This is a genomic window from Streptomyces griseus subsp. griseus (assembly GCF_000720255.1).
GTDB lineage: Bacteria > Actinomycetota > Actinomycetes > Streptomycetales > Streptomycetaceae > Streptomyces > Streptomyces griseus_I.
In genome coordinates, this window is sequence record NZ_JOJE01000034.1 from 1 (window position 1) to 23,347 (window position 23,347).

Annotated in this window: 26 protein-coding genes; 12 read left to right on the forward strand and 14 right to left on the reverse strand. The window is 69.8% G+C overall.

Annotated features, from left to right (window positions below; genetic code table 11):
- Positions 1-923: 923 nt before the first annotated feature.
- From IG99_RS33310 to IG99_RS44410, 5 genes are all read left to right on the forward strand, one after another.
- Positions 924-1,685, forward strand: coding sequence for a hypothetical protein (locus tag IG99_RS33310; protein WP_078948049.1), 762 nt, complete (start codon positions 924-926; stop codon positions 1,683-1,685).
- Positions 1,682-2,155 carry a helix-turn-helix domain-containing protein gene (locus tag IG99_RS33315; protein WP_037680659.1) on the forward strand — a complete coding sequence of 158 codons (474 nt, stop codon included), beginning with the start codon at positions 1,682-1,684 and terminating at the stop codon, positions 2,153-2,155. Before IG99_RS33310 ends, IG99_RS33315 begins: the two co-directional genes overlap by 4 nt.
- A 256-nt stretch (positions 2,156-2,411) precedes the next feature.
- Positions 2,412-2,894, forward strand: a complete 483-nt coding sequence (locus IG99_RS33320; RefSeq protein ID WP_037680661.1) for a hypothetical protein — start codon at positions 2,412-2,414, stop codon at positions 2,892-2,894.
- A gap of 112 nt (positions 2,895-3,006) precedes the next feature.
- Positions 3,007-3,357 carry a hypothetical protein gene (locus IG99_RS33325; RefSeq protein WP_037680662.1) on the forward strand — a complete coding sequence of 117 codons (351 nt, stop codon included), beginning with the start codon at positions 3,007-3,009 and terminating at the stop codon, positions 3,355-3,357.
- A gap of 41 nt (positions 3,358-3,398) precedes the next feature.
- Complete coding sequence (locus IG99_RS44410) at positions 3,399-3,782, forward strand: hypothetical protein (RefSeq protein WP_051866176.1); 384 nt, start codon at positions 3,399-3,401, stop codon at positions 3,780-3,782.
- Positions 3,783-4,070: 288 nt separating this feature from the next.
- On the opposite strand, the gene IG99_RS33335 is transcribed toward IG99_RS44410, so the two are convergent.
- The 6 genes from IG99_RS33335 to tpg (IG99_RS33360) all read right to left on the reverse strand — a co-directional run bounded on the left by IG99_RS33335 (position 4,071) and on the right by tpg (IG99_RS33360) (position 7,378).
- Positions 4,071-4,328, reverse strand: coding sequence for a hypothetical protein (locus IG99_RS33335; RefSeq protein ID WP_037680663.1), 258 nt, complete (start codon positions 4,326-4,328; stop codon positions 4,071-4,073).
- The gene (locus IG99_RS33340; RefSeq protein ID WP_037680664.1) at positions 4,318-4,548 is read right to left on the reverse strand and encodes a hypothetical protein; all 231 of its coding nucleotides are present in this window, start codon (positions 4,546-4,548) and stop codon (positions 4,318-4,320) included. Before IG99_RS33340 ends, IG99_RS33335 begins: the two co-directional genes overlap by 11 nt.
- A gap of 280 nt (positions 4,549-4,828) precedes the next feature.
- On the reverse strand, positions 4,829-5,041 hold the full coding sequence (locus tag IG99_RS33345) for a hypothetical protein (protein ID WP_078948051.1): 213 nt from the start codon (positions 5,039-5,041) through the stop codon (positions 4,829-4,831).
- Between the two features lie 584 nt (positions 5,042-5,625).
- Positions 5,626-5,892, reverse strand: coding sequence for a hypothetical protein (locus IG99_RS33350; protein WP_037680666.1), 267 nt, complete (start codon positions 5,890-5,892; stop codon positions 5,626-5,628).
- Entirely contained in the window at positions 5,889-6,680 is a 792-nt protein-coding gene (locus tag IG99_RS33355) for a hypothetical protein (RefSeq protein WP_051866178.1), read from the reverse strand. The genes IG99_RS33350 and IG99_RS33355 overlap by 4 nt, the downstream gene beginning before the upstream one ends.
- 104 nt (positions 6,681-6,784) lie before the next feature.
- Positions 6,785-7,378, reverse strand: a complete 594-nt coding sequence (tpg, locus tag IG99_RS33360; RefSeq protein WP_051866180.1) for a telomere-protecting terminal protein Tpg — start codon at positions 7,376-7,378, stop codon at positions 6,785-6,787.
- A 136-nt stretch (positions 7,379-7,514) separates the two neighbouring features.
- On the opposite strand from tpg (IG99_RS33360), the gene IG99_RS33365 reads away from it, so the two are divergent.
- From IG99_RS33365 to IG99_RS33375, 3 genes are read left to right on the forward strand one after another with little or no spacing between them, the layout of a single operon-like run.
- Positions 7,515-7,826 carry a DUF6300 family protein gene (locus IG99_RS33365; protein ID WP_037680669.1) on the forward strand — a complete coding sequence of 104 codons (312 nt, stop codon included), beginning with the start codon at positions 7,515-7,517 and terminating at the stop codon, positions 7,824-7,826.
- A 46-nt stretch (positions 7,827-7,872) separates the two neighbouring features.
- On the forward strand, positions 7,873-8,232 hold the full coding sequence (locus IG99_RS33370; RefSeq protein ID WP_037680670.1) for a hypothetical protein: 360 nt from the start codon (positions 7,873-7,875) through the stop codon (positions 8,230-8,232).
- Positions 8,233-8,234: 2 nt separating this feature from the next.
- Entirely contained in the window at positions 8,235-8,759 is a 525-nt protein-coding gene (locus IG99_RS33375) for a DUF6233 domain-containing protein (RefSeq protein WP_051866182.1), read from the forward strand.
- A gap of 193 nt (positions 8,760-8,952) precedes the next feature.
- Here the strand turns inward: IG99_RS33375 and IG99_RS33380 are convergent, their stop codons facing one another.
- The 3 genes from IG99_RS33380 to IG99_RS33390 all read right to left on the reverse strand — a co-directional run bounded on the left by IG99_RS33380 (position 8,953) and on the right by IG99_RS33390 (position 10,805).
- Complete coding sequence (locus IG99_RS33380) at positions 8,953-9,153, reverse strand: hypothetical protein (protein WP_037680672.1); 201 nt, start codon at positions 9,151-9,153, stop codon at positions 8,953-8,955.
- 378 nt (positions 9,154-9,531) lie between these two features.
- Complete coding sequence (locus IG99_RS33385) at positions 9,532-10,203, reverse strand: hypothetical protein (RefSeq protein ID WP_037680674.1); 672 nt, start codon at positions 10,201-10,203, stop codon at positions 9,532-9,534.
- Positions 10,200-10,805 carry a sigma-70 family RNA polymerase sigma factor gene (locus IG99_RS33390; RefSeq protein WP_037680676.1) on the reverse strand — a complete coding sequence of 202 codons (606 nt, stop codon included), beginning with the start codon at positions 10,803-10,805 and terminating at the stop codon, positions 10,200-10,202. Before IG99_RS33390 ends, IG99_RS33385 begins: the two co-directional genes overlap by 4 nt.
- A 565-nt stretch (positions 10,806-11,370) precedes the next feature.
- Between IG99_RS33390 and IG99_RS33395 the strand changes: the two genes are divergently transcribed.
- Positions 11,371-12,039, forward strand: a complete 669-nt coding sequence (locus IG99_RS33395) for an HNH endonuclease family protein (protein WP_051866184.1) — start codon at positions 11,371-11,373, stop codon at positions 12,037-12,039.
- 182 nt (positions 12,040-12,221) lie between these two features.
- Positions 12,222-13,514, forward strand: a complete 1,293-nt coding sequence (locus IG99_RS33400; RefSeq protein WP_037680678.1) for an endonuclease domain-containing protein — start codon at positions 12,222-12,224, stop codon at positions 13,512-13,514.
- 99 nt (positions 13,515-13,613) lie between these two features.
- Here IG99_RS33400 and IG99_RS49145 read toward each other — a convergent pair whose 3' ends face one another.
- The 3 genes from IG99_RS49145 to tap all read right to left on the reverse strand — a co-directional run bounded on the left by IG99_RS49145 (position 13,614) and on the right by tap (position 17,119).
- On the reverse strand, positions 13,614-13,769 hold the full coding sequence (locus tag IG99_RS49145) for a hypothetical protein (protein WP_158973287.1): 156 nt from the start codon (positions 13,767-13,769) through the stop codon (positions 13,614-13,616).
- Between the two features lie 593 nt (positions 13,770-14,362).
- Positions 14,363-14,920, reverse strand: a complete 558-nt coding sequence (gene tpg / locus IG99_RS33405) for a telomere-protecting terminal protein Tpg (RefSeq protein ID WP_037680680.1) — start codon at positions 14,918-14,920, stop codon at positions 14,363-14,365.
- Positions 14,921-14,926: 6 nt separating this feature from the next.
- Entirely contained in the window at positions 14,927-17,119 is a 2,193-nt protein-coding gene (gene tap / locus IG99_RS33410; RefSeq protein ID WP_037680757.1) for a telomere-associated protein Tap, read from the reverse strand.
- A 121-nt stretch (positions 17,120-17,240) separates the two neighbouring features.
- On the opposite strand from tap, the gene IG99_RS33415 reads away from it, so the two are divergent.
- On the forward strand, positions 17,241-19,070 hold the full coding sequence (locus IG99_RS33415) for a zeta toxin family protein (RefSeq protein ID WP_051866185.1): 1,830 nt from the start codon (positions 17,241-17,243) through the stop codon (positions 19,068-19,070).
- On the opposite strand, the gene IG99_RS33420 is transcribed toward IG99_RS33415, so the two are convergent.
- The gene (locus IG99_RS33420) at positions 19,037-19,312 is read right to left on the reverse strand and encodes a hypothetical protein (RefSeq protein WP_037680682.1); all 276 of its coding nucleotides are present in this window, start codon (positions 19,310-19,312) and stop codon (positions 19,037-19,039) included. The two genes, IG99_RS33415 and IG99_RS33420, sit on opposite strands and share 34 nt — an antisense overlap.
- Before the next feature lie 207 nt (positions 19,313-19,519).
- Here IG99_RS33420 and IG99_RS33425 point away from each other — a divergent pair, with 207 nt between their 5' ends.
- Positions 19,520-22,186 carry an ATP/GTP-binding protein gene (locus tag IG99_RS33425; protein ID WP_037680760.1) on the forward strand — a complete coding sequence of 889 codons (2,667 nt, stop codon included), beginning with the start codon at positions 19,520-19,522 and terminating at the stop codon, positions 22,184-22,186.
- Positions 22,187-22,261: 75 nt separating this feature from the next.
- Here IG99_RS33425 and IG99_RS44415 read toward each other — a convergent pair whose 3' ends face one another.
- On the reverse strand, positions 22,262-23,338 hold the full coding sequence (locus IG99_RS44415) for a hypothetical protein (protein ID WP_199815667.1): 1,077 nt from the start codon (positions 23,336-23,338) through the stop codon (positions 22,262-22,264).
- Positions 23,339-23,347 lie beyond the last annotated feature (9 nt).

The following is a 23,347-nucleotide window of genomic DNA, read 5'->3' on the forward strand; positions in this document are numbered from 1 at the left end:
CCAGCCTGAGCCCGGAACGGGGCCTCCGCTCCGCTCCAGCCCCAACCCAACCGGCCTGTAGGGGAACTGTGAGGAAAAGCAGCAGCAGTGAGAGGGGGAGGCGGGAGCCGTTGCGGGATGAGCAGCTGGTAGTGAGGGATGGGCGGGTGACGGGTGGTCAGCGAGGCTCCTGATTGCCGCACGACCGAACGAGGGGGTGATCCCTTCGGGTGCCCCTCTCGGGTTTCGAGTGCTTCACTTTGGCGAGCTAGATAGACTCTGGAACCAGTAGGCCACACCGCTCCGAGGAAAAGGGTCGCTTTGATTTCCGCGATGCGGTTTTATGCTCAACCCAATCAGGCGCAGCGTCGAGAATTCAAGTTTGGTGGACTGAGCTTAGCCACAGAATGGTACCTCGGATATGCGAATTCGAAATTCGGCGTGCGGAGGTACCGGAGCCGAACGGCCTCCAAGGCCGGGCGGCGGAACCGAGTTCCGGCCCAAGCCGCGCCTTGCTGCTGCTTGTCCCGTCATGGCCGGCACCACCCGAGACTCAGAGCCGCTGGTGCCGCCTACGATCTGCACTGGCGCACGGAGGCGCACGCGAAGCCGCCCCAGCCACTGGGGGCCCGGCGTGCGCGTGCCGGTGGACCTCGACCACCTAATACTTCCCAGAATCAAGAACCCGCTGGTCAGAGACGTGCGTTTCTGTCGATCTGTCCCCTCAGCGGGTACACAACGCCGCCGCTATGTACCTCCTGAGGAGTCACATCGACGTCGGAATGTCAGCGAGGCCGACAGTTCCGAGCGTGAAACGTCAGCGAGGCCGACATTCGCGGGGGCGTTCCGTTGGGCGGTCTGTCGGAGCTCGCAGGGGGGAGATCTGTCCCCCCTGGGGGGACACAACACGCCGGAACGTCAGCCAGACCGACATATCTGTCGGCGTGGCTGACATACTTCTGGCGTCCAAGATCAGCGAAGTGGAGAGCAGCCTCGTGTCATCCGAGCCACAGCGCCGCCGTCCCGCACCGAAGCGCGCGCCGCGCCGCCCGGAGCTGCCGCCCCTTGACGATGAGATCCAGGCGTGGTCGAAGCCGACCCGGCCGGTTGAGGATCTGGATTCGCTCGCCGGCCGCTACCCGGACCGGCACATCTCGCTGAGCAGCAAGCGCAAGCAGATGGAGTTCTACGACACTCCGGAGCGGCCCAAGGCGTTCTCCATGGACTCGCTGGAGTTCTTCTTCCTGATCGCGCAGTACTTCCGCGAGGCCCTGCCGCTGCGGCTGATCCTGCTGATGATCGCGTGCCAGAAGGCCGGCGGGCAGATCCGGCTGACCCAGGAGGAGATGTCGACGGTCCTGGACGTGCACCGAGGGAAGATCAACGAGGCCCTCGGGGAGATCATGTCGCACGGGATCGTCTTCAAGGTGCGCCGGGGCGTCTACCAGTTCAACCCGCCCTACTCGTACCGTGTAGCTGAGTTCATCCCGGGCACGGAGCTGGTCGAAGCCGAGTACGTCCAGGTCGACCAGGACAAGACGATCGCGAAGATCCGCAAGGATGAGAGCCTGCCGCAGCTGGTGCGGTTCCCGTCGCTGGAGCACATGCGCGAGGCGATCGAGGAACTGCGCAAGCAGCGGGCCGAAGAACGCGCTGCACGCCGTCTGGCTCGTGCGCAGCGCCAGGAGGAGGGAACAGCCCAGTGAGCACCCTGAAGTGGGCGGCGACCAACGCCGACAGCCTTCTCGCAGACCTGGACCTGCCGCCCGCCGCCTACCGCGCGCTGCTCAAGCTCCGGGCGCGCAGCGAGGCCGGGGGCCGTATCGCGATGGACCAGGCCACCCTCGGTGAACTGCTCGGGCTCAGCCGCCCCAGCGTGAACGCCGCGCTGCGAGAGCTGGAGCTGGCCAGGCTCGTCAAGAAGGTCCGCAACGGCGTCTACCAGATCAACCCGATGCTGGCCGGCTACAACTCCCCCGAGGACGCCCTGGACGCCGTCAAGGCGATGCCCAAGGCGGACCGACTGGACAGCAAGACCTACGTGGCGAGCTACCACAAGGCCGTCGCCGCCTACCAGGACCAGCTTGCCGAGCAGCGCAAGAAGCGAGCGAACGTCGCCGCCGCCAAGAAGGCCGCGGCCGCCAAGAGGCGCGGCTCGCTGCACGCCGTCGGCTGACCCGGCCGCCCGCCCGGCCGGGTGGCACGACATCAGCGGCGCCGCACCCCTCCGAGAGGGGCGCGGCGCCGCTTTCGTGTGCGGGCAGCGAGTGTCAGATCCGTACGCACGGTTCCCGCAGGCGGGAAACGCCCAGGTCGGGAGCGGGGCGAAAAGAATCATGAGTGGCCCCCTTCCCTGAGTGTATGAAGCTCCATACAGTGTATTGAAGTTCATACAGTGTATTGAAGTTCATACAGCTACGGGAGGACCCGCCGTGTTAGTCACCCTCGTCACCGCCGCCCTCGCCATCGTCGCCACCTTGCTGGGTGCGATCGTCTCCGGCCGCTTCCAGGAGCGCGCCGCCGAACGCGGCGTCCGCGCCAGCCACGGTGAGGCGATCCGCCGCGACCGGCTGGAGGCCGTGACCGCGCTGGCCTGCGCGATCAGCGACCACCGCCGGGCGATGTGGATGCGCGGCGACGCCGTCCTCAAGGAGGCCGGCACCGAGCGGATCGAGGCGCTGCGCGGCGAGAGCCACATGACCCGGTCCGCGGTCACCCGCCCGCTGGTCGCGCTGCGCGTCCTCATCGAGGACCAGGCCGTGCGCGCCGCCGCCGACCACATGGTCACGCTGACCTACGCGATGCGCGACGCGTACGCCACCGCCCAGGAGCTGACCGCCGCCCGCGAGGCCGCGAAGGTCGCCCACGACACCTTCGTCGACACCGCCGCCGGCTACCTCGCCCGGACCGCCTGACCGCGCTGCACCCTCGTGCCGTCGGGGCCGTCGACTCGGAATGTCATCGCTCTCCGGCGGCCCCACTCACCACAGCCTCCCCCTCGCATCCACGCACCCGATCGGAGTCCCCATGGAGAAGCAGTCGAAGGCCCTCGCCCGGATCAGCAGTGTCGAGACGTCGGCCGAACGGAGCGCCGGCACCTCCACCGGCGGCGAGGACCTGGCCGTGCTCGCCCCGGCCGCGGCCGCCGCGCTGGGTCTGCTCGCCGACGCCGTCCGGCGCGGCGGCGCCGACCACGACGACATCGTCCAGGCCCTCAAGGCCGCCGGGGTCCACGAGGCGTTCGCCAGCGTCTTCGACGCCGCCTCCGAGCGCGTCATGGAGGCCACCGACGACCCGTACGACTTCGACGTGCGGCTGCACGCCGACAACCTCGCCGGGGCCGCGGGCGACGTCCGCCGCGCCTTCGAATGGCTCTAGACCCCGCCAGCACCCGCCACCGCCCCACGGGAAGGCCACCGATGACCACCGAGCCCGAACACCCCAACCCCGTCCCCGACCTCACGATCCCGCTCTCCACCGCCGTCGCCCAGGCCCTGGGCGACGACGTCGGGCAGCTCGCCATGCGGCTCGGCTCCGTACTGCACGGCCTCGCGCAGCTGCGCGCCGGCGGGGCGAGCACCGACGACCTCGCGAACACCATCCTGATGTCCAACGGGCTGATGAACCGGCTGGAGGGCATCCGAGACGCCGCCGTACGCCAGCACGCCGCACAGGGCGGCTCGTACGGCGCGCTGGCGAGCTCCATGGGCGTCACCCGGGCCACCGCGCAGTCCCGCCGCGACACCCTGGTGAAGAAGGCCCCGACCCCGATGGAGCGGTGGGCCACCGGCGAGACGGAGTGACCCCGAGCAGCGGCGCCGTGCAGCAAACAGTCGTTTGGTTGCTGCACGGCGCTGCTGCGTGCAGCAACGGGCCTGCTGCCCGTGCAGCGCCCTTGTGCCGTCTGGCCCGTGGGCCGGAGTGTCAACGCACTCCGGCGTCGCGAGCAGTGCCCCAGCGCCCCACGAGCAGCAGCCGGACAGCACCGAGCAACGGCTCCTACTGCAGCCGGCGCTGCACGTGCAGCACACGCAGCAGCGCCCCGGACGAGGGTGGTGTCCGGGGCGCTGCTGCGGGGTGCTCGGGAGGCCCTACGCCTCAACGTACGCGACGATCGTGATCGACCCCAGGGCCGTCACGTAGTAGATCACCCGCACGCCGTCGATCTCGTCGACGTAGTCGCGCAGCAGGGTGCCGGGCACCTCGGTGCCGAGCGCGGGGTTGACGCTGATCGCGACGATCGCGCGGTCCAGGCGGTGCGTCTCGTTGGCGGTGAGCTTGGCCAGCTGGGTGAGCGCGGGCTCCACCAGGATGACCCGGGAGCGCCGCGCGCCGTGCTCAGGCGACACGGGCCTGCCCGTCGGCGAGGTGGGCGAGGTGGGCGTCGCGGGCGACCTCCCACGGCACGCCCGCCTCGGGCGAGGGGTAGCCGTTCTCAGCGATGTCCTCGAGCACGGAAGCGAGGACGTCGACCTTGGCGCGCTGGTCGGCCGCGTACTTGCGGACCGATTCGGCGGCGGCTTCGTCGATCGGCTGGCGGTCGGGCGTGGCGGCCGGCTCCTGGCTCATCGAGGGCTCCCGGGGCGTCATCTGGCGTGTGTTCTCACGGTATCGCCGGGGCGCGGCACTGGTCTGCGGTACGGACGAAACCCGCCCGATGACACAGATGACACAGCTGAACAGTGACACAGATGGTCACGACCACCTGGGAAAGCAGGGGGTTGATGACACAGTCCGGCGCCGATGACACAGATCCGCGGCCCCGGCTGGACCCAGGACCCAGGACCCAGGACAAGGGACCCAGGTTCGTACGGCGCTGCTGGGTCCCGTCGGGCGGGTCAGGCCGGGGTCATTGGCCGGACTGCGAGAGGCCTTCCACGAGCTGGGTGACGACGTCCAGGATCGACTTCCCGAACGCGGTCGGCGCGATCAGCACCCCGAACGTGAGGCAGATGACCACGGTCATCTTCTCGTCGAACCGGCTCCGGGCGTGCGTACGGCGGCGCAGCCGCACCACGATGATGATGGCGAGCAGCACCGCCACGTTGATGGTCACGATCACGTGCCCGGACCTCCCGTAAGTCCACAACTGCCCTGCGAGCACCGCGCGTTCACTCCGGTGTTCTTGTGTAGCGCGAAGGGACCACGACCGCTCCGGGGTTGACCTCGGTTGGCGGCAAAGCGGGCCCTCCTGGCTTGAATGCGCAGGTCAGGGACGCGGCGGGCGGGGGTGAGCGAGGCCTTCGGGCGCGAATACGGACCGTGACTCGCGGGTGGTCCGGCGGGGGCGCCCTGTCCGCTGTCACGTTGTCACGCGGATCCGCCCTGGAGGGGGGTGCAGGCCCGATCCACGCCCCGAAAATCGGACATTAGCGGGCATTCTCGCGGGCGCTGTCACGCTCCAACCGGGGAGCGTGACAGCGGCGTTGGAGGTGCGTGACAGCAAATCCCATCACGTTCGGTGAGCGTGACGGGTGCCGGGCGCTGTCATGTCACAGGGCTACAGGTCACCTCACATGAACCTGTCCACCTGGGAAAACGAGGGTTCGACCTCACAGGTGAACAGGGTGAATAGGGCGTTCGGGCTCTCAGGCTCCCAGTCATGGCACAGGTTGTCTGTGGGCCTGTGAGGGTTGCCCTCCGTGATCAGGGCTGCGCCGGGGGCCAGATGTGCGGACCGCGGCACTGCCCGCAGGCGGCGCAGCCGGCGCACTCCATGCAGAACTGCTTCGGGACGCGCGGGCACCAGCAGATCGGGTTGTAGTCGGGGTCGTCCTCGCCCTCGAACCAGGGCTCGCCCAGCGGGGGCCGGTAGTCGACGTGGACCTCGCCGTCGGCCGTCAGGTCTTCGTACCGGGTGCCGCAGCCGGTCGACGTCACCCACGTGGCGATCACGTGGTCGGCGGCGCTCACCGGCTGCTCCGGCCGCGGGCCTCGATCCAGGCGGCGAGCGCGAGCACGGCGTCCGGGTCGGCCTGCGCCAAGCGCACCGCGTGACCCGCGTCGAAGTCCTCCAGCGTTCCGGTCCGCGCCATGGCCCGCAGCAGCGCGCTGTGCGCCCGCACCGAGGCGGGGACGGCGTCCAGGTCGCTCGGAGGAGCCATGCTGTGGCCCTCCAGGATGCGGAACATGTCGTAGAACTCGCCGTACTCGTTCAGGTAGTCGAGGGCGTGGCGGTCCTCGGGCTCGTGCAGTACGAGCGGGCCTTCGGCGCCGTAGCGCCCCTTGGTCCTGCCGAGCAGGCCGGCTTTCTCCAGGGCCATCAGCATGTGGGCGCGCTCGGGCAGCCCGTTGGAGTGCAGCCACTCCTGCCGCTGCTGCTCCATCTCCAGATCCCGTAGTTCTTCCTCGGCTTCGGCCGTTGCTGCGGCTTCGGCGGCGAGCTCGTCCTGGACGACGGCGTCGGCCTTCGGGTCGTACGTCACGCCGGTGGTGGCGAGCAGCTGCGCGATGCGTTCCCACTCCGCGACTTCGGCCGGGCCGCGTGCGTCGTCGGCCAGGTCCTCGCGGTCGCGGTCGATGTGCTGCTGCAGCCGGGCGTCCTCGAGCGCGGCCGCGGCCTCCGCGGCGGTCATGCCGGTGGCGCGCCGGCGGACCCAGCTGCGGCCGACCTTCGCCCGGTCGACCAGCTGGCGGGGCGCGGCCGCGCCGGGCGCGGGTACGCGGGGACGCCGGGTGGATCGGGGAACAGGGGTGCTCACACGAGCCTCCCAATCGTTGCGGAAACGGTGACGGGAAATCCGGCTGCCGCGCGGTGGGCGCGGCAGCCGTAGACAGGTTTATAGCAGCCCTGAATTCGGCGTGCCTAAAACTTGATATCGAGCCACTCCACGTCCGCGAATTGCACCTCCACGCCCGCGCGCCCGCCACCTCCTTGACGGAAATAGGCGTCCGCTATGGCCTCCGCAACCAGTGCATGCAGATCCTTGTCCGTCGCTCCGGACTCCTGTGCCGCCAGGATGGCGCGGGCGTGGGAGGACGAGACAGCCACCATGAGGTCCCGCACCCGGCCCTCATCCGAGGTTCCCTCGGGGCCGAATCCGAAGTAGGCGCGGCAGGAGATGACGAACCCGCCAGAACTGCCCGCGCGCTGCCTCGCCTGTGCCCTGACCTGCGGTTGCCACTGTGACTCGGTCTCCTGCACCAGAGCCTCCTGAAGGCGCTTCTGCGGCTTCTTGGCCGCACCCGAGCGGTAGCGCTCCACCGTGCGGCGGGAGACGCCCAGGCGCTCGGCTACGGCCTTCGTGGAGCCCTTCGCGCGCGTGAGGAGGAATTTCATCTGAGCTTGCGCGGATTTCGGTGCCGGACGGGTGAACAGGGCCCGTTCGGCGCGTCCGAGGCCGTCGAAGAGCTTGTGCCGGAGCAGGGCCGACGCCCTTGCGCGCTGCTGATCATCCATACCGAGCAGCGTCGGGCCGGGCGCCTGTGGACAGAGGCCAGCGGCTGAACGAACTCTCGCTACACGTCGGAGGGGTTGACGCCTCAGGTCAGCGGGGTTTGGGTGGAGGGCCACGTCCAGAGCAAGGGGGCTGGCCATGGAACTGCTCAGGTTGTCCGACCGACTGCCGCAGTGTTCACGCTGCCGGGGCGATCTCATCATGAGCGGTGTGGCGCCCCAGGACGACGAACACGGGCGTCCTATCCATCTGGAGCTGTGCCCGGTCTGCGACACCGGCGACGTCGACCGCCCGGCGGCCGGCCTTCTCGTCCAGTGGTTCGCGAACGACGGCGGTCATGACGTGAGCCGCGTCCAGGAGGGCGCGCACCTGCTGATGGAGTTCACGAAGGAGTGCATGGCCGCACACGGCTGGTACTGGCAGGAGACGCCGCCGCCCGACCAGGCCTGAGCCGTCGGTCGGCGGCGCGGCCGCCGGATCGAACTACTGTTGGGCCGTGGCAACGTACGACTATCCCGACGATCTCCTCACCGCGCAGCGGGACCTCAACCAGGTGCGGGCCGACCTCGCGGCCTTGTACGAGCGGCTGCCGTACTCGGTGGAGCCGATGCAGGCCTGGCAGCGTCCCGAGGGCTACTGGCTCGCCACGTCCCGCGCGTATCCGGACTCGCCAGGCTGGTCGGAGCAGGAGCAGCTGGAGGTTGCCGCGCTGCGCGAGCGGGAACGCGACCTCACCGCCGTGATCCTGACGCACGCCTTCTGGAACGACGTGTCCGGCCCCGAGCGTCCCGACGCCCGCAGCAAGCTCAGGCACGCCCTCGAGGCGGCCGCGGACCGCCAGGAGCAGGAGGCGTAGCCGTGGCGGACACGCCGTCCGAGCCGCCGCCCATCACGGTGGTCCTCCCGGACGGCCAGGAGGTCACAGGACGCCTCCACGAGCGCCAGCAGACGCCCGACGGCTGGCTGTTCCGAGTCTCGGTCCCGGCCTGGCAGAACACCGCTGAGCGGACCGTAGAGGCCGCCTGGTACACGGTGTGGGTGCAGGCTCCCGCCCACGTCAAGCGCGTTGCGGGAGCCGCGTACGACGACGTTCCCACGGCGTACCTGAAGTCGCCGCCGTCGCGGTCAGTGCGGGAGGTCCTCGGGCCGCGCCGGCCGACGGGCTGGGTACTGCAGAAGCTGGACGCCCCCGGGCCCGACCGCGGCGTCCTGCACGCCCCGGACTGTGACGAGGCACCAGAAGGCGCGCCGGTGCTCGAGCTGGAACGCGCCCTGGACGCTGCCGAGAAGGCGGGCGTGAGGCTGTGCTCGCTGTGCGGCGCCGCTCAGGAGTTGGAGCCGTTGCTGAGCGGATTCGACCGGGGCTTCGATCCAGACAACTGAGCGTCCCCCGAGTGGGCCCACTGGCACGGCTGCTCACAGCACGTGGTTCTCGGAGGCGTGTGCCAGGTTCGCGAAGCCGAGAACGGGGGCACGGCACGCCTCCGGTAAAGAGATCAGCAGCCGACTTGCCGTTGGCGAAGGGCGGGTTGTGGAGGACGAGGCAGGCCTGCCCCAGGGCAGGCCCGCCAGAGTTTCAGTGCCGGGTCTCCCACCACAGGATGATCAGGGTCACGGCGCCGCTGCCGAGCTTGTACGCCGCGCCCTGCAGGAACTCACCTGGGACATTCCGTCCCTGCTGGATCGCCCATTTCCCCAGGTGGCGGACGGTTTCGATACATCGCCTGTCCCAGCGGGACGGGTGCTTGGGCTGGCGTTTCGCGTTACTCTCGTCCATACGGAGTTCCTCTCGTTTTCGGGCGTGCTGGAACACCGCGCAAGGAGCCCTCCCAACTCAGAGGCCTAGGAAACCTGTTGGGATGCAGGGCTCCTTTTGCGTGGAACAGCAGTCTAGTGATGCGGCACTGACACTCAGGTCAACGAAGTCACCTGGCACGTGGGCTCGTTGACTCTGGTTGTCACTGGTTGACTCTGGTTGACTCACTGAACCTCAGCGACCAGAAAAACGCTGGTCAGAAGGCTGCGAGCGTGAGGCTGTGAGATCCGCCATACGCGCTCTGGATCGCTGAGGCCGCAGAAGGTACGACTCCTCGCCTGGATACGCAAACCGTTCAGCTTCTGGGAGTGGACCAAGCCGTGGCCGTGCCCGCTGAGTTCAGCGTCGGGTGAAGTCGTGCAGCTGGTCGGCGAGGCGCCGGTCGGGGCGCCGGACGATGATGCACGAGCCCGACTTGTTGGTGGCCAGGCGGTCGACTTCCATCTCCAGCCCCCCGGTGGGGGCGTTGGTGCGGCTGGAGCCGGTCCTGCGTACGTACGTCGCGACGGCCTCGAGGGTGGCGAGGAAGGTGCTGTCGGGGGCCTCGGAGTCGAGGACGTCGTCGGTGACCTCGTGCAGCCAGTGCCGTGCCTCCCGCGTCTCACCGAGGGCGAGGTGGTGCAGGTGCAGGCAGTAGGCGGCGGCCCGGTGGCCGGCTCCCGCGGCGAGCTGCCACCAGAACTGGGCGCTCTCGCGGTGGTCGGTCAGGTGGAGCAGGCACGCGAAGACGAGGGCGCCGTCCACGTCCAGGTGGCGGTCGTCCGTGAGCGTCTCGGGTTCCTGGGCGAGGCGGTCGACGTGGTCAGCGGCGTCGGGCCGGTTGAGGATCCAGCGGCACACCACGGACAGCCGTTGGCCGGCCTGGGCGGCGCGGACGGTGTCCGGGTGCGGCTTAGCGGTGGCCGCGGCCGCGTCGGCGGCGAGGCGGCGCAGGGCGGCGCCGACGTCGAAGCCGTCCCGCGGCCCGGTGGGGATGCGGGCGTCGGCCAGGAGCTCATCGATGGCGGTCACTGTCCTGCCCCCTTCTTGTTCTTGCTGGGCGCCGCGGGCAGGCCGAGCCGAATACGCAGGCGTTCCTTGCCCTTGCGGCCGTGGTAGTCGACGGTGCGGGTGTCCAGGCCCATGTAGCGGGCGATCCGCTTGGTCGGGTAGCCGAGCAGGTGGCGCAGGACGATCACGGTGAACTGGCGGGTGGGCAGCTCCAGGATCGCCTCGTACAGGCCGCCGGCACTGCTGTTGAGCTCCAGCTGGCTGCGGACCGCCTCGAGGTTCTTGGCTATCGGACCGTTGATGAGGAAGGCCGGCGGGCGTCCGTCCTCTTCGAGGTGGCGGGTGACGCCGCGGTGCAGCACGGCGAGTGTCTGCTGCTCGAGGTCGCCCTGCTGCAGCAGCTCGTCCCAGCCTCCGAGAATCTCCAGGAACACCTGGTGGACAACCTGTTCGGCGGTGCGCCGACTGCCGAGGTGGATCTCCGCGAAGTCGTGGAAGAACTCCTGGTGCCCCAGGTAGAAGCCCTCGAAGTCGAGGGGCAGATCGGGGGGCGGGGCCTGGACGGGTCGGCCGTGGCCGCCGTCCTGGGGCGATACGTCAGTGCTGACGTCGCCGTTGCCCATGCAGTCCTCCAGGCGGTGAGCACCGGGCCTCTCCGTTGAGGCCGGCGGGTTCGGACGCGGGCCAACTGGCCTGCGTGAGCGCCTCCTTGGGCGGGGCTCTCACGCACCACCCTGTCGTTTTTGGGCCCCTGAAACTCATGCGACCCTCGGAAATTGTGACTCTGCGATCTTCTCCATAAACGGAACGTGATTACTACGCTGGCTTACACGTTCGAAAATGCGACTTGAGCTGCGGCAACGCAGGCAGCCGCGAAAGTTCTCATTTCAAGAATCGTCGGACTCGTGGCATAGCTCACACTGTGCTCGCTACTGCGTGGACATCTCGTGAAGCGCAAGCCGCCACAGACAGCCGTCTGTGCGCACAACCGATCCGCCGTCACCCGTTCGAGTGAGGTGCGCCGCCGCTGGCATCCCGGTGTCCGCGAGCCCTCGCTTGAAAGGGCCGGCCGATGATGTGACTTACCGCCTGGGCGGGTGAGTCAACGGCCAAAGCCCCTGCTGGAGGAGACCGCGCCCGGTACGAAGATCCCGGATCTGTTGGTGATCTTCGAGAGGAACCCCGCTCGTGCGTCTCCCCCGCATCGTCGGCGCCGCAGCCGCCGTCGTCTCCACGCTCACCGTCCTGCTCACCCCGAGCGCCGCGCACGCTGCTCCCGGCGACACGATCGCTCTGCCCGTACGCGACGCGCTCGCCGCACTCGCCGTCCAGGACGAGGACCGCACTGGCTACGAGCGCACCAAGTTCCGCCACTGGGTCGACACCGACCGCGACGGCTGCAACACACGCTCGGAGGTACTGATCGAGGAAGCAGTCACTGCCCCCGAACAGGGCGCGAACTGCGCACTGGTTGGCGGCTCGTGGTATTCGCCGTACGACGACACCTACTTCACCCAGGCCCGCGCCCTCGACATCGACCACCTGGTCCCGCTTGCCGAAGCATGGGACTCCGGCGCCTCCGCCTGGACCGCCGCCGAACGCCAGGCGTACGCCAACGACCTCGACGACGCCCGCGCCCTGATCGCGGTGTCTGCGGCCAGCAACCGGTCCAAGGCCGATCAGGACCCCACCACCTGGCAGCCCCCGGCCTCCGGCTACCGCTGCACCTACGCAACCGACTGGGTCGCCATCAAGACCAGGTGGACCCTCGCTGTCGACCCCGCTGAGCAGACGGCTATCTCCGAGATCCTCGACACCTGCCCCAACGCACCCATCGAGGTCACCCGAGCCCGCTGACCATGCGGATAGGTAAGAAGAGTCTCGGGTGGATCCGGTCTCGCGCTGCTTCGACCACCGGCCCGACGTCAGCGAGTTGGTCCGGGTCCGCCCCGGACCGCCCTCGAACGAATCTACGGGAAACCGCTCACGTGCGCGGATGTAGGGCGGGCGTTGTCAGAGCCCGCTGTCACCATCCGGCCATGGCCCAGATCAGCCCCAAGCTCGCCCGCGCCTTCTTCGCGGACATCTCCGCCGGCTCCCCTGTTCCGCTGGACCCGGACGACCTCCTGCACATGGTTCATGTGCGCCGTCACGGCCACGTCGTCTTCGGCGACATCGCGGTGCGCTGCTTCAAGCACAGGTCGAAGTGGACGTACGACGAACGCGAGATCCGCCGCGCGGCCCACACCTTCGCGGACTTCCGCCTGGACGTCGGCGACGTCGTGGAGGTGCCACTGCCCACCTTCTTCGACGCCGATGACGGCGACGACCATGGCTTGGGGTATCGCGGCCCGGCCTCCTGGCGGTCCCGGATCGCGTCGTGGCTGTTCTGGGAGGCCCGCCGCAAGGATCAGGAGGGGCGGCCGTATGAAGAGTGGAACGACAACTGGAAGCGCCTCGGGCCCAACGGGCTGCCCGGAACGCTGACGTGGGACGAGTTCGTCGCGGCGCGCAGCGGGATCCGGCTCCGGGAGAACATCGCCAACACCCGGCCGCTGGATCTGATGACCTGCTCCGGCGGCAGCCTGTTTCTGCCGAGGGCCTACTCCGAGCTCCTGGACCGTTGGGAGCAGGTGGACGAGGACCTGGTCGGCCGGGCCCGGACCTGCTCCCGATGCAGCGAGCAGGGCCCGCGCTGGGGCGGCTGGCGCACGCAGACTCCGCTCGGCTACGTCACCCTGTGCCCGCCGTGCTCGGGTGCCACCTTCCAGCGGTACACCGGCCACCTGCGCGGCGTCATGTACGACTCGCGCCGCATGCGCGGCATCCGTGCCGACGACTACCTGTGCAGGCTGTGCGCCGAACGCCGGGCGGCCGCGTGGGATCACTGCCACGACCACGGCTATCTGCGCGGGCCTTTGTGCGGCAGCTGCAACACCTTCGAGGGCAAGAGCGACCCGCGCCACTTCCTCGAGGAGAAGGAAGGGGCCGCCCTGCACCTCCTGGAGTGTCAAGGCTGCCTCGAAGGGCGGATCCTGCCCGGCCGGTACCACGTCGGCCTCGTCCAGAAGCATCTGGAGGCGACCGAGCGCCACCGCCACCGCAGCCGCCCGTGCCGACGCCAGCCGTGGGCCCGGCACGTGGAACTCGCCCACGGGGCACACCACTTCGAGCTGGAATGCTGGCAGCACAGCACGACGTGGCCGAAGGACGTCACGGTGCCCGACACCCTGGCCCTCGTACGGGACTTCGTCGACCAGGCGCTCGCCGCGCGGCCGGCCACCGTAACCGTGCCCGCGCAAGCCGCGTTGGGCACACAGACGCGTGCATGAACATCCGACCCCCCGCGGATACGCGTGTGAGGCCCCAAACCGGCGCAGCAGCGCGGTGCGGGGCCTCACGGGCATCCGGCGGTCAGGACCGCAGTGCGGTCAGCGGCGCGTCTCCCACCACAGGATCAGCAGCGTCACGGCGCCGCTGCCCAGCTTGTAGGCGACGCCCTGGAGGAAGTGGTGGTGGACACCGTGTCCACGGCTCCCACTCCATTTCCGCAGGTGAGTCCTGATGGACGAGAGCCATCTGTCCACACGGCGTGGGTGCTTCGGATCTAAATTCGCGCTAGGCTCGGGCATGCGGTTCCTTGCGTCAGCGTGCGTTTAGGGACACCGCGAGAGGAGCCCTCCCAACTCAGAGGCCTGAGAAACCCGTTGGGGCGCAGGGCTCCTTTCGCTTTCTGCGGAGTCTATAGGCGAGACGCTGATCGGTGTAGTTGCTCATGCGGGAATGCCCGCACAAGACAACACTCTGCCTACACTCTGCCTACCTTCTCGCGCACCAGCGACACATCCATACCGAAAAAACCGCAGCTCACAGGCGTTAATGTGATCCCGGTCACCATAAAGCAGTGAAGCGGCATTCGTCGGTCTTCCCTCCTGCGAGAAACACAGGAACGGTCTTCCCTCCTGCGGGAAACGCAGGCTCCAATGCGCTCCAACGTAATCCATTGCATTCCATTTCATTGCATCGCGATGGGATGTAATGAAATGGATTACAGAGGGTTACGGCAGGGCGCCGGGCTTGAGGTCGCCTCGAAGCCTCGCGGTCTGGTCCTCGCAGGAATGTGAAACGTCTCGTCCCCGGCAGCTTCAATGCCGGGGACGAGGCGTATTGGCGGGCTCAACTACAGCTCGATCTGGATGTGCTCCACGTCGGTGAACTCCACGCCCAGACCGTGGGCGCGGGTGTTGTTGTTCCGGAAGTACATCTCCGCCAGGCCCTCGGCTGCGATGCGCTGGAGCTGCTGCTCGTTGGCGCCACCGTCGCGGGCCTCGAAGAGGCGGTCCGCCCAGCGCGGCGGCAGGGCCTGGGTGATGTCCCGGATCCGGGCGTCGTCGGTCGTGCCCGGCGCTGCCGTGAAGCCGAAGCGGGCCCGGGTGGAGACGACCAGGCCGCCGGTGGACGCGGCCCGCTTCTTGGCCTTCGCCCGGATCTGCGGCTGCCACCGCTTCTTGACCTCACGCTCTATGCGGTCGCGCAGGTCGCGGCGGGGCCGCTTGAACTTGCCCGCGACGTAGCGCTCCACGGTGCGCTGCGACACCCCGAGCGCCTGCGCGGCTGCCTTGGTGCCCTTGAGCTGCTTGACCAGGTACTTCATCTGCGCCTGGGCGCTCTGCGGGATGCGGCGGGTGAACGCCCCTTCCAGCGCCTGGTCCAGGCTGTCCCCGAGCGAGTCGGCCATGGTCGGCTACTCCCCTTCTCCGGCGGTCGGGTCGTTCTTGATGAGGTTGGACAGGTTGAACACGCCGCCGTGTTCCTCGAACTGCTGCTCTGCCCAGAGCACGGTCTGGGTGCCCTGGTGCTTGACCATGCCCGGCGAGATCCCGAGCCGGAACGTGCCGGGTGCGGGCTTGCCCTCGTCCGTGTACGGCAGGACGTCCAGGGGGCTGGGGCCGGTGGAGGGGTAGACGATGGCGTCGGTGCCGATGGCGACCGGGTAGAGGTCGGCCGCGGCGGCGGTCTTCATCAGCTTGCGGTGGATGCCGACCCGGAAGTTGGCGAGGGCGGCGGCCCGGATGTCGGGGCGCCACGTCTCCCGCTTCAGTGCCGGCCACGGCTCGTAGTACGGCACCTGGCCCCGGTTGCGCTGCCGCAGCTTGCCGATGCCGCCCTTCGCGGTCGCCTTGATCGCCTTCACCAGCAGTGCCAGCGTCGGGTCCACCTGCTTGGAGCGGGCCATCGCGTCCAGGAACTCCTGGCCGCCCATCGCGGTGGTGACGCCCAGTTCCTCCATCACCGTCACGTACGCGTCGCGCAGCCGGTTGTACCAGGGGTCCAGGTAGCGGCCGTTCTCCATGCGCACGTGCGCCTCGATCGGCGCGACCTCGAAGCCGAGCTCCACCGCGTACGCCACGGTCGGCGTCGCGTACCAGGCCGGGCCGGTCGGCCGCTCGCCCGTCGGCGTGAACGGGCTGGGCAGCCGGTCGCCGTCGACCGTACGGCCGTTGATCTGCACGCGGGACAGGTCGACGTGGCTCAGGTCGACCAGCCACGAGCCGGGCAGCTTCGGGTCGAACACCGGACGATCGAGGCGGGTGGGGCCGCCCAGGCCGACGGTGAGGCCGTTGACGGCCGCCGCGAACGCGAGGTTCACGTCGATCACCACCAGGTACGGCTTCATGCACTCGTCATCGGTCAGATCCCGGCACCAGTCGTACGGCTCCTCCATCAGCATCTGGTCCGGGGTGCGCAGGTGGTGGCGCTCGTACTTGCCCTTGAGGAGCGGGTGCTCGTCCGGGACCTCACACTCCACGTGCTCGTACACCGCCGTCAGCGCGTCCGCGTTCTTCGCGGGCTTGAACGCGCCGGTGGCCTCGTCCTTCTCCGCACGCGTCGGCGGGCGCAGGGCGGTCATCAGCTCGAGGCCGGTGGTCGACACGGTGCCGCGCGGCGTCGTCACCAGCTGCGCGTACATGCCCAGGTACCGGGCGAGGTCCGCGGGGTGCATGGTCGGGATCTTCGGGTCGTTCTTGTCGTCCCACTCCCGCGCGTCCAGCGCGTTCCAGGACGGGATACACAGCTGCACGCAGCGCCGCTTGGAGCCCTCGGGATCGCGGTAGACACGCGCCCACGGCCCGAACCCGCGCTGGGTGAGCTGCAGTTCAGCCTTCTTGATCTGCTTGAGCACCTTGTGGCTGTCCGGGAGCCGGCCCGCGCGCCGCTCCTCATCCGACAGGGCGGCGGGCAGGCCGTAGCGCTCCAGCGCGGACGGGGTGAGCACCAGGACGGGGTCGGCGTCACGGCCGTTGCGGTGCAGCCGCGCCTGACCGAGGCGAGCTTCGGTGATCGTCCAGTCGACCAGCGCGGGCAGCGACTTGGCGGGCACGTCCAGGACCAGGCCGCCGACGCAGTACGCCGACACCTGCCCGTCCTCGCAGTCGACCACGGCGAGCGGGCCGTTCTCGAAGCGCGGGTCCACGGCGGCCGCCGTGGTGGTCTTCTTCGCCGCCGCCTTCTTCGCGCCCGGGCGCCGCGACGTCGACGTCGGCCTGGTGGTGCTCGCCGCCGGTCGGGCGGGCGGCTTCGCGGGGGCCGGCGCCGACGGAGCCGGGGCCGGTGCCGCGGGGACGGGTTCGGCAGCGAACGTCTCCGGCACGGCAGGTTCGCCGGGCGCCTCGCTCTTGGGTGCGGGGAAGCGTTCGGCCAGCTTCTCCAGGAGCTTCGCGTAGGCGGCGCGCTGCGGCGGCCGCGGCTCGGTACGGCCGGCCTCCCAGTTCCCGACCGCCTCACGGCGCGTGTCGAGAGCCTTCGCAACCTGGGCCTGGCTCAGCCCGGCAGCCTCGCGTAGACGCCTGCGCTCGGCAGGCGACGGCAGGTCGTCTTGGGCGACCTGTTCCAGCAACGCGTCCACGTTGCTGAGCAGCTCGTTCTCAGTGGGCACAGAGCTCACCTCCACTAGACACCCTACCCCAATCGCGCATTGGATCGCTCATTGATTCGCGCATAGATCACTCATGATGTTAGGTTGATCGCGCAGCGCGGGGCGGGAGACAGGAGGCGTGGTGCCAGGACGAGATGGGGGCGCGGTGGTGCTCTCCGAGCAGGAGAGCTTCGACGTGCTGCACCGCGTGATCCTCCCGGCTGCGACTCAGGATGCCGTCGCCCAGCTCCGGCCGGTCGTGGTCGTCGTCGCCGGGCAGCCAGGCGCCGGTAAGACGTGGATCGCCGACCTCGTCCAGGCGGTGCTGGACCGGCGTGGTGGCGCGGTGCGGGTCGGCCGGGACCTGTACAAGCCGGTCCACCGTCACTACGCCCTCGCCCTGGCGGCCGACGTCCGTACGGCCGGAGCCCTGGTGCGCCCCGACACCGCGCGGTGGCAGGCCGCCGTCGAAGCCCACGTTCGCGAGATGGGCTTCGACGCCGTAGTGGAGTCGGCGCTCGCCGACCCGGACGACTTCCGCGACTCCTCCATCGCCTACCGCGCGGCCAGCCACCGGATCGAGGTCGTCGCCGTGGCCACCTCGGAGGCCTTGAGCCAGCTGGGCATCGTGGACCGCTTTCTCACCGAGGCCGCCACCGGTGGCGGCCGGTACGTGTCCTGGGAGAACCACGACAGCTGCGCGAAGAACCTGCTGAACACCCTGGCCGTCATCGAGGCCGAACAGCTCGCCGACCGCATCACCGTCGTACGGCGCGACGGCACTCTGCTGTACACCAACGAGCTCACGCCCGACGGCGACTGGCGTCGCCGCCCCGCAGCGGACCGGGCGGTGCGGGTGGAACGGGCGCGGCCCTGGACAGCGCCCGAGACTGCCGTCTTCCGCCGTGAACTGGCCCGCGCCGACCGGCGTGTGCACACCGAGCTGACCGAAGAGAACAGGCGCCTGGCGGTACAGCGCGACAGCGAACGCGCGGCCGCCTGGTCCGAGCCGGTCCGCCGCACCGCACAGCCCACCCCGGTGCCGCCCGGGGTCGCCTACCACCGGCTGTCCGCCGACGAACACCGCTGGATTTTCGACGAACTGATCACGCCGACAGTTCTGGCGAACGTCACGCCGCGGGACGATCCGCGCGCCGTGTACGTGATCGGCCAGCCCGGGGCGGGCAAGCTGCTGGCCGCCAGGATGGTCCGGCGCGCGATGCGGCCCGGCACGACCAAGCTGGTCGGCGACGACTTCAAGGCCGCACATCCGGACTACCGCCAGATGCTCCGTCAGGATCCCCGCGGCGCCGGCGCGTCCATCCGCACCGACTACAAAGCGTGGTTCGCTCAGGCGGAAGAGTACGTGCGCACGCGGCGCGGCGACCTGCTCATCGAGTCCGCCCCCGGCAGCGCGGACGATGTCCTCGACAGCGCCCTCGCCTGCTCCCGGGCCGGCTACCCGGTGGAGTTGGTGGTGCTGGCCGTGCGGGAAGCGGACAGCCGCCTGGCCACCGCCCTGCGCTACGCCCGGGCCCTGCAAGCAGGAATCACCGGACGGTTCACCACCCGCGCCGGGCACGACCGCTGCTACCAGGCCGTCGCCGACCTCACGGCGGCCGCCGAAACCCACCCGGCCATCACCGCGGTGACGGTGATCCGCCGCGACGGCCACGCCCTGCTGCGCCAAGAGCAGCCCGCCGCACCCGGCCGGGCCTCATGGGCGCTGGCCGCCGAACGGCAGCGCCCCTACACCGAGCAGGAAGCCGCCCACTTCATCCAGCTCTACCAAGGACTGCGCAAGGCCCTTCCCCAGCACCGCGACGAACTAGACGACATCGCCGCCCTGGCCCGCCCCCTGATGCCCGCCGGGTTCCAACGTCTGCGGATCGCCGCGCACCGCCCGGACATACGGCTGCTGCCCCTGCCGCGAACGGTCTACGACTCCAGCTCCCTCAGCCGCGCCGCGTAGAGCACAGCAAGGCGGTCCTCCTCCTGCGCGTCGGCGTCTTCCAGACGCTGCAGGTCCTGGTAAGCGGCCGTACGGCCCGCCGTCAGCTGCGCAAGGCGCTCCTCATCGGGCAGCGGGGCCCGCCGCTCGGCAGCGATCTGCTCGGTGTACCAGTGCACTACCTCCTGCACGATGTCGGCCGCATGTTGGTCCTCTCCCCCGCCCAGGCCGGAGAAGTCGGGTCCGTCTGGTGTACCGGGCATGGCAACCCCCTCATGGTTCTGATCTTGATCGGATGGGTCATTGTCCTCCCGGCCCGCCTGCCCGAAGTTCGGCGCCGCCACGGCGATCCGAGGTGCGGGCAGGCCTGAATCCGTCGCCCTGCCGGGCCGTAGCAGCGGGGCGGGCTCCCCAAATCCCGCAGGGCGGGCATAGGTTGACCTGCGAGTGATCATTTTTCGGGGGTGGATGTGACAGGCGGCCGGGATCTCAGGGCACTGTTCAGCACGAACGACCGCAGCGTGCAGGCCGCGGAGACGTTCACGAACCGGCAGACGCAGTGGGAGACGGTCGCGGCCGCGCTCACCCAGCACCTCCAGCACGTCGGTTCCCCCGGTTTCGACCCCGAGGACCTCGAGGCGCCCCGAGGCCACGTGCTCGTCTTCCACGGCGTCGGCGGCATCGGCAAAACGACCCTGTCCAGGACGCTGGAAGCGGCGCTCGCCGACGCCGGACGCCGCCCCACCCAGTGGGGCGCGCCGGGCTGGCCGGCCGACCGGATCCTGCCCGTACGCATCGACCTCGCCCGCTCCGCCGGCACCGACTTCGAGCAGATCGTGCTGACCATCCGGGCCGCCCTCACCAAGATCGGGCGCCCGCTGCCCGCCTTCGACCTGGCACTGCGCCGCTACTGGGAGGCCAACCACCCAGGCGAGCCGCTGGAGGAATACCTGCGCCGCGCCGGCCTCGGCTCACGGTTCGGGCAGGCTCTGCCGCAGCAGATGCAGTCCGCGCTCGCCGACGTCGCCCAGGCGCTCATGCTGCCCGGCACCATCGGATCGGTCGTCGGCCAGGTCACCGGCGCCCTCATCGGCGCGCTGCGCGAACGCCGCCAGACCGTACGCGCGCTCGCGGGCTGCGCCCGGCTGGCGGACCTTCTGGAGGCCGAACCCGACCTGGACGCCCTGTCCTTCTACCCGCACCTGCTGGCGTGGGAGCTCGCCCGCCTCCCCGACGGCAAGAAGGTCGTGCCGGTCGTCCTGCTCGACACGTTCGAGGACATCGGCGACCGCACCCGCCGCGACCTCGAGCGGCTGATCCAGCGGACCGTGTGGCTGATGCCGAACGCGTTCTGGGTGATCACCGGACGCTCCCGCCTGCAGTGGGCCGACCCGGCCCTGCAGGGACAGCTCGACTACACCGGCCCCGCAGCCTGGCCCGGCCTCGCCCACTCCGCCGTGCCCGCAGCCCGCACCCCCACCCGCGCCGGCGCGGCACAGCAGGTGCTGATCGGCGACTTCTCCCCCGAGGACTGCGACGACTACCTCGCCCGACGCCTCACCCGCGACGACCAGCCCTTGATCGGCGAGCCCATCCGGCAGGTCATCACCGCCCGCTCGCACGGCCTGCCCCTGTACCTCGATCTGTCCGTCGCCCGGTTCATGGAGCTGCGCCGCAGCGGCCGCACCCCGCAGCCAGCCGACTTCGACCACGACTTCCCCGCTCTGGTCTCCCGCACCCTGTCCGACCTCACCGCCGACGAACGGCACGTCCTGCGCTCGGTGAGCCTGCTGGACGCATTCGACGTCCCCCTCGCCACCCGGGCCGCCGGCCTCGCCCACGAAGGCCCCGCCCAGCGGCTGACCGAGCGGCCCTTCGTCCGCGAAGCTCCCTTCAGCCTGTGGCCCTTCCACCTCCACGGCCTGATCCGCTCCGCCGTACGCAACGCCGAAGACACCACCGACGACCGCTGGACCGAGACCGACTGGCAGCAGGCCGCCCAGCGGGCCTTCACCGCCCTGGGCGAGCAGCACCAGGCCGCGCCCGGCCCGGACCGGCTCCTGTTGATCGCCTTGCTGCGCCAGGGCCTGCGCCTTGCCCGGGACCACCGACTGGACCTCGGCTGGCTCACGCCCGCCGCCTGGACCTACGTCAGCGACTCCGTGTGGGAACCCCTCGCCCCACCCGACACCGACAGCACGGGACTGGACACGCCAGCCGACGCGCTGGTGGAACTCCTGAGCACCCTCACCCGCCGCCAGCACGAGCACCGCGCTCGCACTGTCAGCCGACTCACCGCCCTCCTCGAGGCCGAACTGCTGCCCGCCGACCTGCAGGAGATGGCGCTCTATTACCGGGCCAAGTCCCTGCGCGACACCGGCCAAGCCGCCCAATCCCGCCGCGACTACCAGCAGGTTGCCGACCAGGGCGGCCGCCTCGCCCCGGCCGCCCGCCGTGGCCTGGCCCACGCCGCACGCCTGGCCGGCGACTTCCCCACCGCCCTCGCCGAAGCCCAGAATCTCGGCTGGGAAGGCCGCCACCAACGCGTGTTGGGTGATCTGCATTGGCTCCAAGGGCAACCCGAGCGCGCCGCCGCGGCCTACCTCGCCGGACGCACCGAAGCCGAACAGCACGGCAAGGCCGGAGAGGCCGCCCACAACCAGGCTCTGCGCGCATTCGCCATCGCTCTCTACGACCCCGACCAGGCCACCGCGGAAATCGACCTCGCCTACCAGCTCCTGGCCGGCCTCAACCTGCGCGCCACCACCATCAACGTCCGCCGGGCCGAACTCATCCGTGATGCCGGCAGCGACGGCGTCAACGACCAGATCGCCAGGCTGCGCACCGAACTCGATATCGCGGGCCTTGCCTCGCTGGCACCCGCGATTGAGCTGGCCGGCGCCTTCCACCAGGCCGTCCTCGACGACCACGCCGCACTGGACGCTGCCCTCACCCGGCTACGAGAACAGACATCCGACGAAGATCACGCCTACTTCGTCGACATCGCCCACTTCATGGCCGACCTGCCCCTCGATCAGGCTTCCGGAGCCCGGTGGCTCGACGGCGAACACCACACCCGCAGCCGATGGCGCGGCCTGGTCAGCGCCCGGCAGGCGCACCTGCACGCCGGGCGCTGACGAAAGAAGGAGGGGCCGTTTCCCGCAGGGCGGTCCCCGACGGCGGAAGGACACGCCAGGCCGCCCGGCACGGGCCTACGAGGCGGTTGGCGCGGCGCGCTGGGCGTGCAGGGGCGGCGGTAGCGGAAGCCGGAGCTCTGCCACCCCCCGGATGTTCAGTTCGCCGGCCTCTGCCCGGCGCAGGAGTTCGCCCGCGTTCTTCAGCGCCATGATGACCCGGGTGCGCAGGCGGGGATGGAACGGCATGGCGAGCGGGACGAGGGCGTCGATGGCGGCCGGGTTCGGGAACGAGTTGTTGCGCAGCTCGCCGACGACCCGGTTGAAGGCGGATCCGAGCTTGGGCGGCAGCTGAACGTGGGAGCGCTGCAGCGAGGACAGCAGCAGCGCCAGCATGTCCTCGTACGCGGTGCGCAGGGCGTTGATGCTGTCGTACGACACGATGTCGGCGGCGAACAGCCCGCGGCTGCGCTCGAGACGTTCGAGGATGGACTTGAGCATCTTCAGGTCGATGTCGCCGGCATACCGCAGGGGCCGGTCCACCCGGGCCAGCAGCTTGCCGCCTTCCACGCCTTCCCTCCGGGAGAAGCTGCTCAGGAGGTGGAACCACGCCTCCTGACTGCGCAGGGAGTAGACGCCGCAGCCGATGAGGATCTGGTAGAGGATCTTCGCCTTCAGCGGGCGCGCGCCGCGCAGGACGGCCCCGTACGTGACATGGGAGTAGCCGGGCGCCTGTTGGGCGAGGGTGCGGTGGCTGAGCCCGTTGAAGTCCAGCAGGGTCTTCAGGAGCTCGCGCAGCTCGGCTTCGTCGACGGCGTGCGGTGGGGTGAGGTGGCCGGTGCGCTCCCAGCGGCTCAGTGCCTCGCGGCACAGATCACCGGAGAATCCGGCGGCGGCCAGGCGCAGACTCTCCCAGCGCGCGCTCCAGCTCTCGGGGTCGCCGCCGCAGGCCAGGACGTAGCCGTTGACGGTCGCCCAGGTGGGCAGCTTCTTGCCCGCGTGGGCGTTCGACAGCGTCGCGGTCGACAGCCCGCTGTGTTCGGCCATCAGCGACAGCGGCGGGTTGCCGGCCTGCTTGCGCAGCGCCTGGAGGTCGCGGGCGAAGGCCACCAGCGGGTCATTGCTGGAGGGCAGTTTCTTCATGGGACGGGCCACGGCGTCCAT

Bases quoted from the DNA above. Each gene is read 5' to 3' on its own strand.
- IG99_RS33325 (WP_037680662.1), top strand. From the start codon at position 3,007: ATGGAGAAGCAGTCGAAGGCCCTCGCCCGGATCAGCAGTGTCGAGACG.
- IG99_RS44410 (WP_051866176.1), top strand. From the start codon at position 3,399: ATGACCACCGAGCCCGAACACCCCAACCCCGTCCCCGACCTCACGATC.
- IG99_RS33340 (WP_037680664.1), bottom strand. From the start codon at position 4,548: ATGAGCCAGGAGCCGGCCGCCACGCCCGACCGCCAGCCGATCGACGAA.
- tpg (WP_051866180.1), bottom strand. From the start codon at position 7,378: ATGGATGATCAGCAGCGCGCAAGGGCGTCGGCCCTGCTCCGGCACAAG.
- IG99_RS33365 (WP_037680669.1), top strand. From the start codon at position 7,515: ATGGAACTGCTCAGGTTGTCCGACCGACTGCCGCAGTGTTCACGCTGC.
- IG99_RS33380 (WP_037680672.1), bottom strand. From the start codon at position 9,153: ATGGACGAGAGTAACGCGAAACGCCAGCCCAAGCACCCGTCCCGCTGG.
- IG99_RS33390 (WP_037680676.1), bottom strand. From the start codon at position 10,805: ATGGGCAACGGCGACGTCAGCACTGACGTATCGCCCCAGGACGGCGGC.
- IG99_RS33400 (WP_037680678.1), top strand. From the start codon at position 12,222: ATGGCCCAGATCAGCCCCAAGCTCGCCCGCGCCTTCTTCGCGGACATC.
- tpg (WP_037680680.1), bottom strand. From the start codon at position 14,920: ATGGCCGACTCGCTCGGGGACAGCCTGGACCAGGCGCTGGAAGGGGCG.
- IG99_RS33420 (WP_037680682.1), bottom strand. From the start codon at position 19,312: ATGCCCGGTACACCAGACGGACCCGACTTCTCCGGCCTGGGCGGGGGA.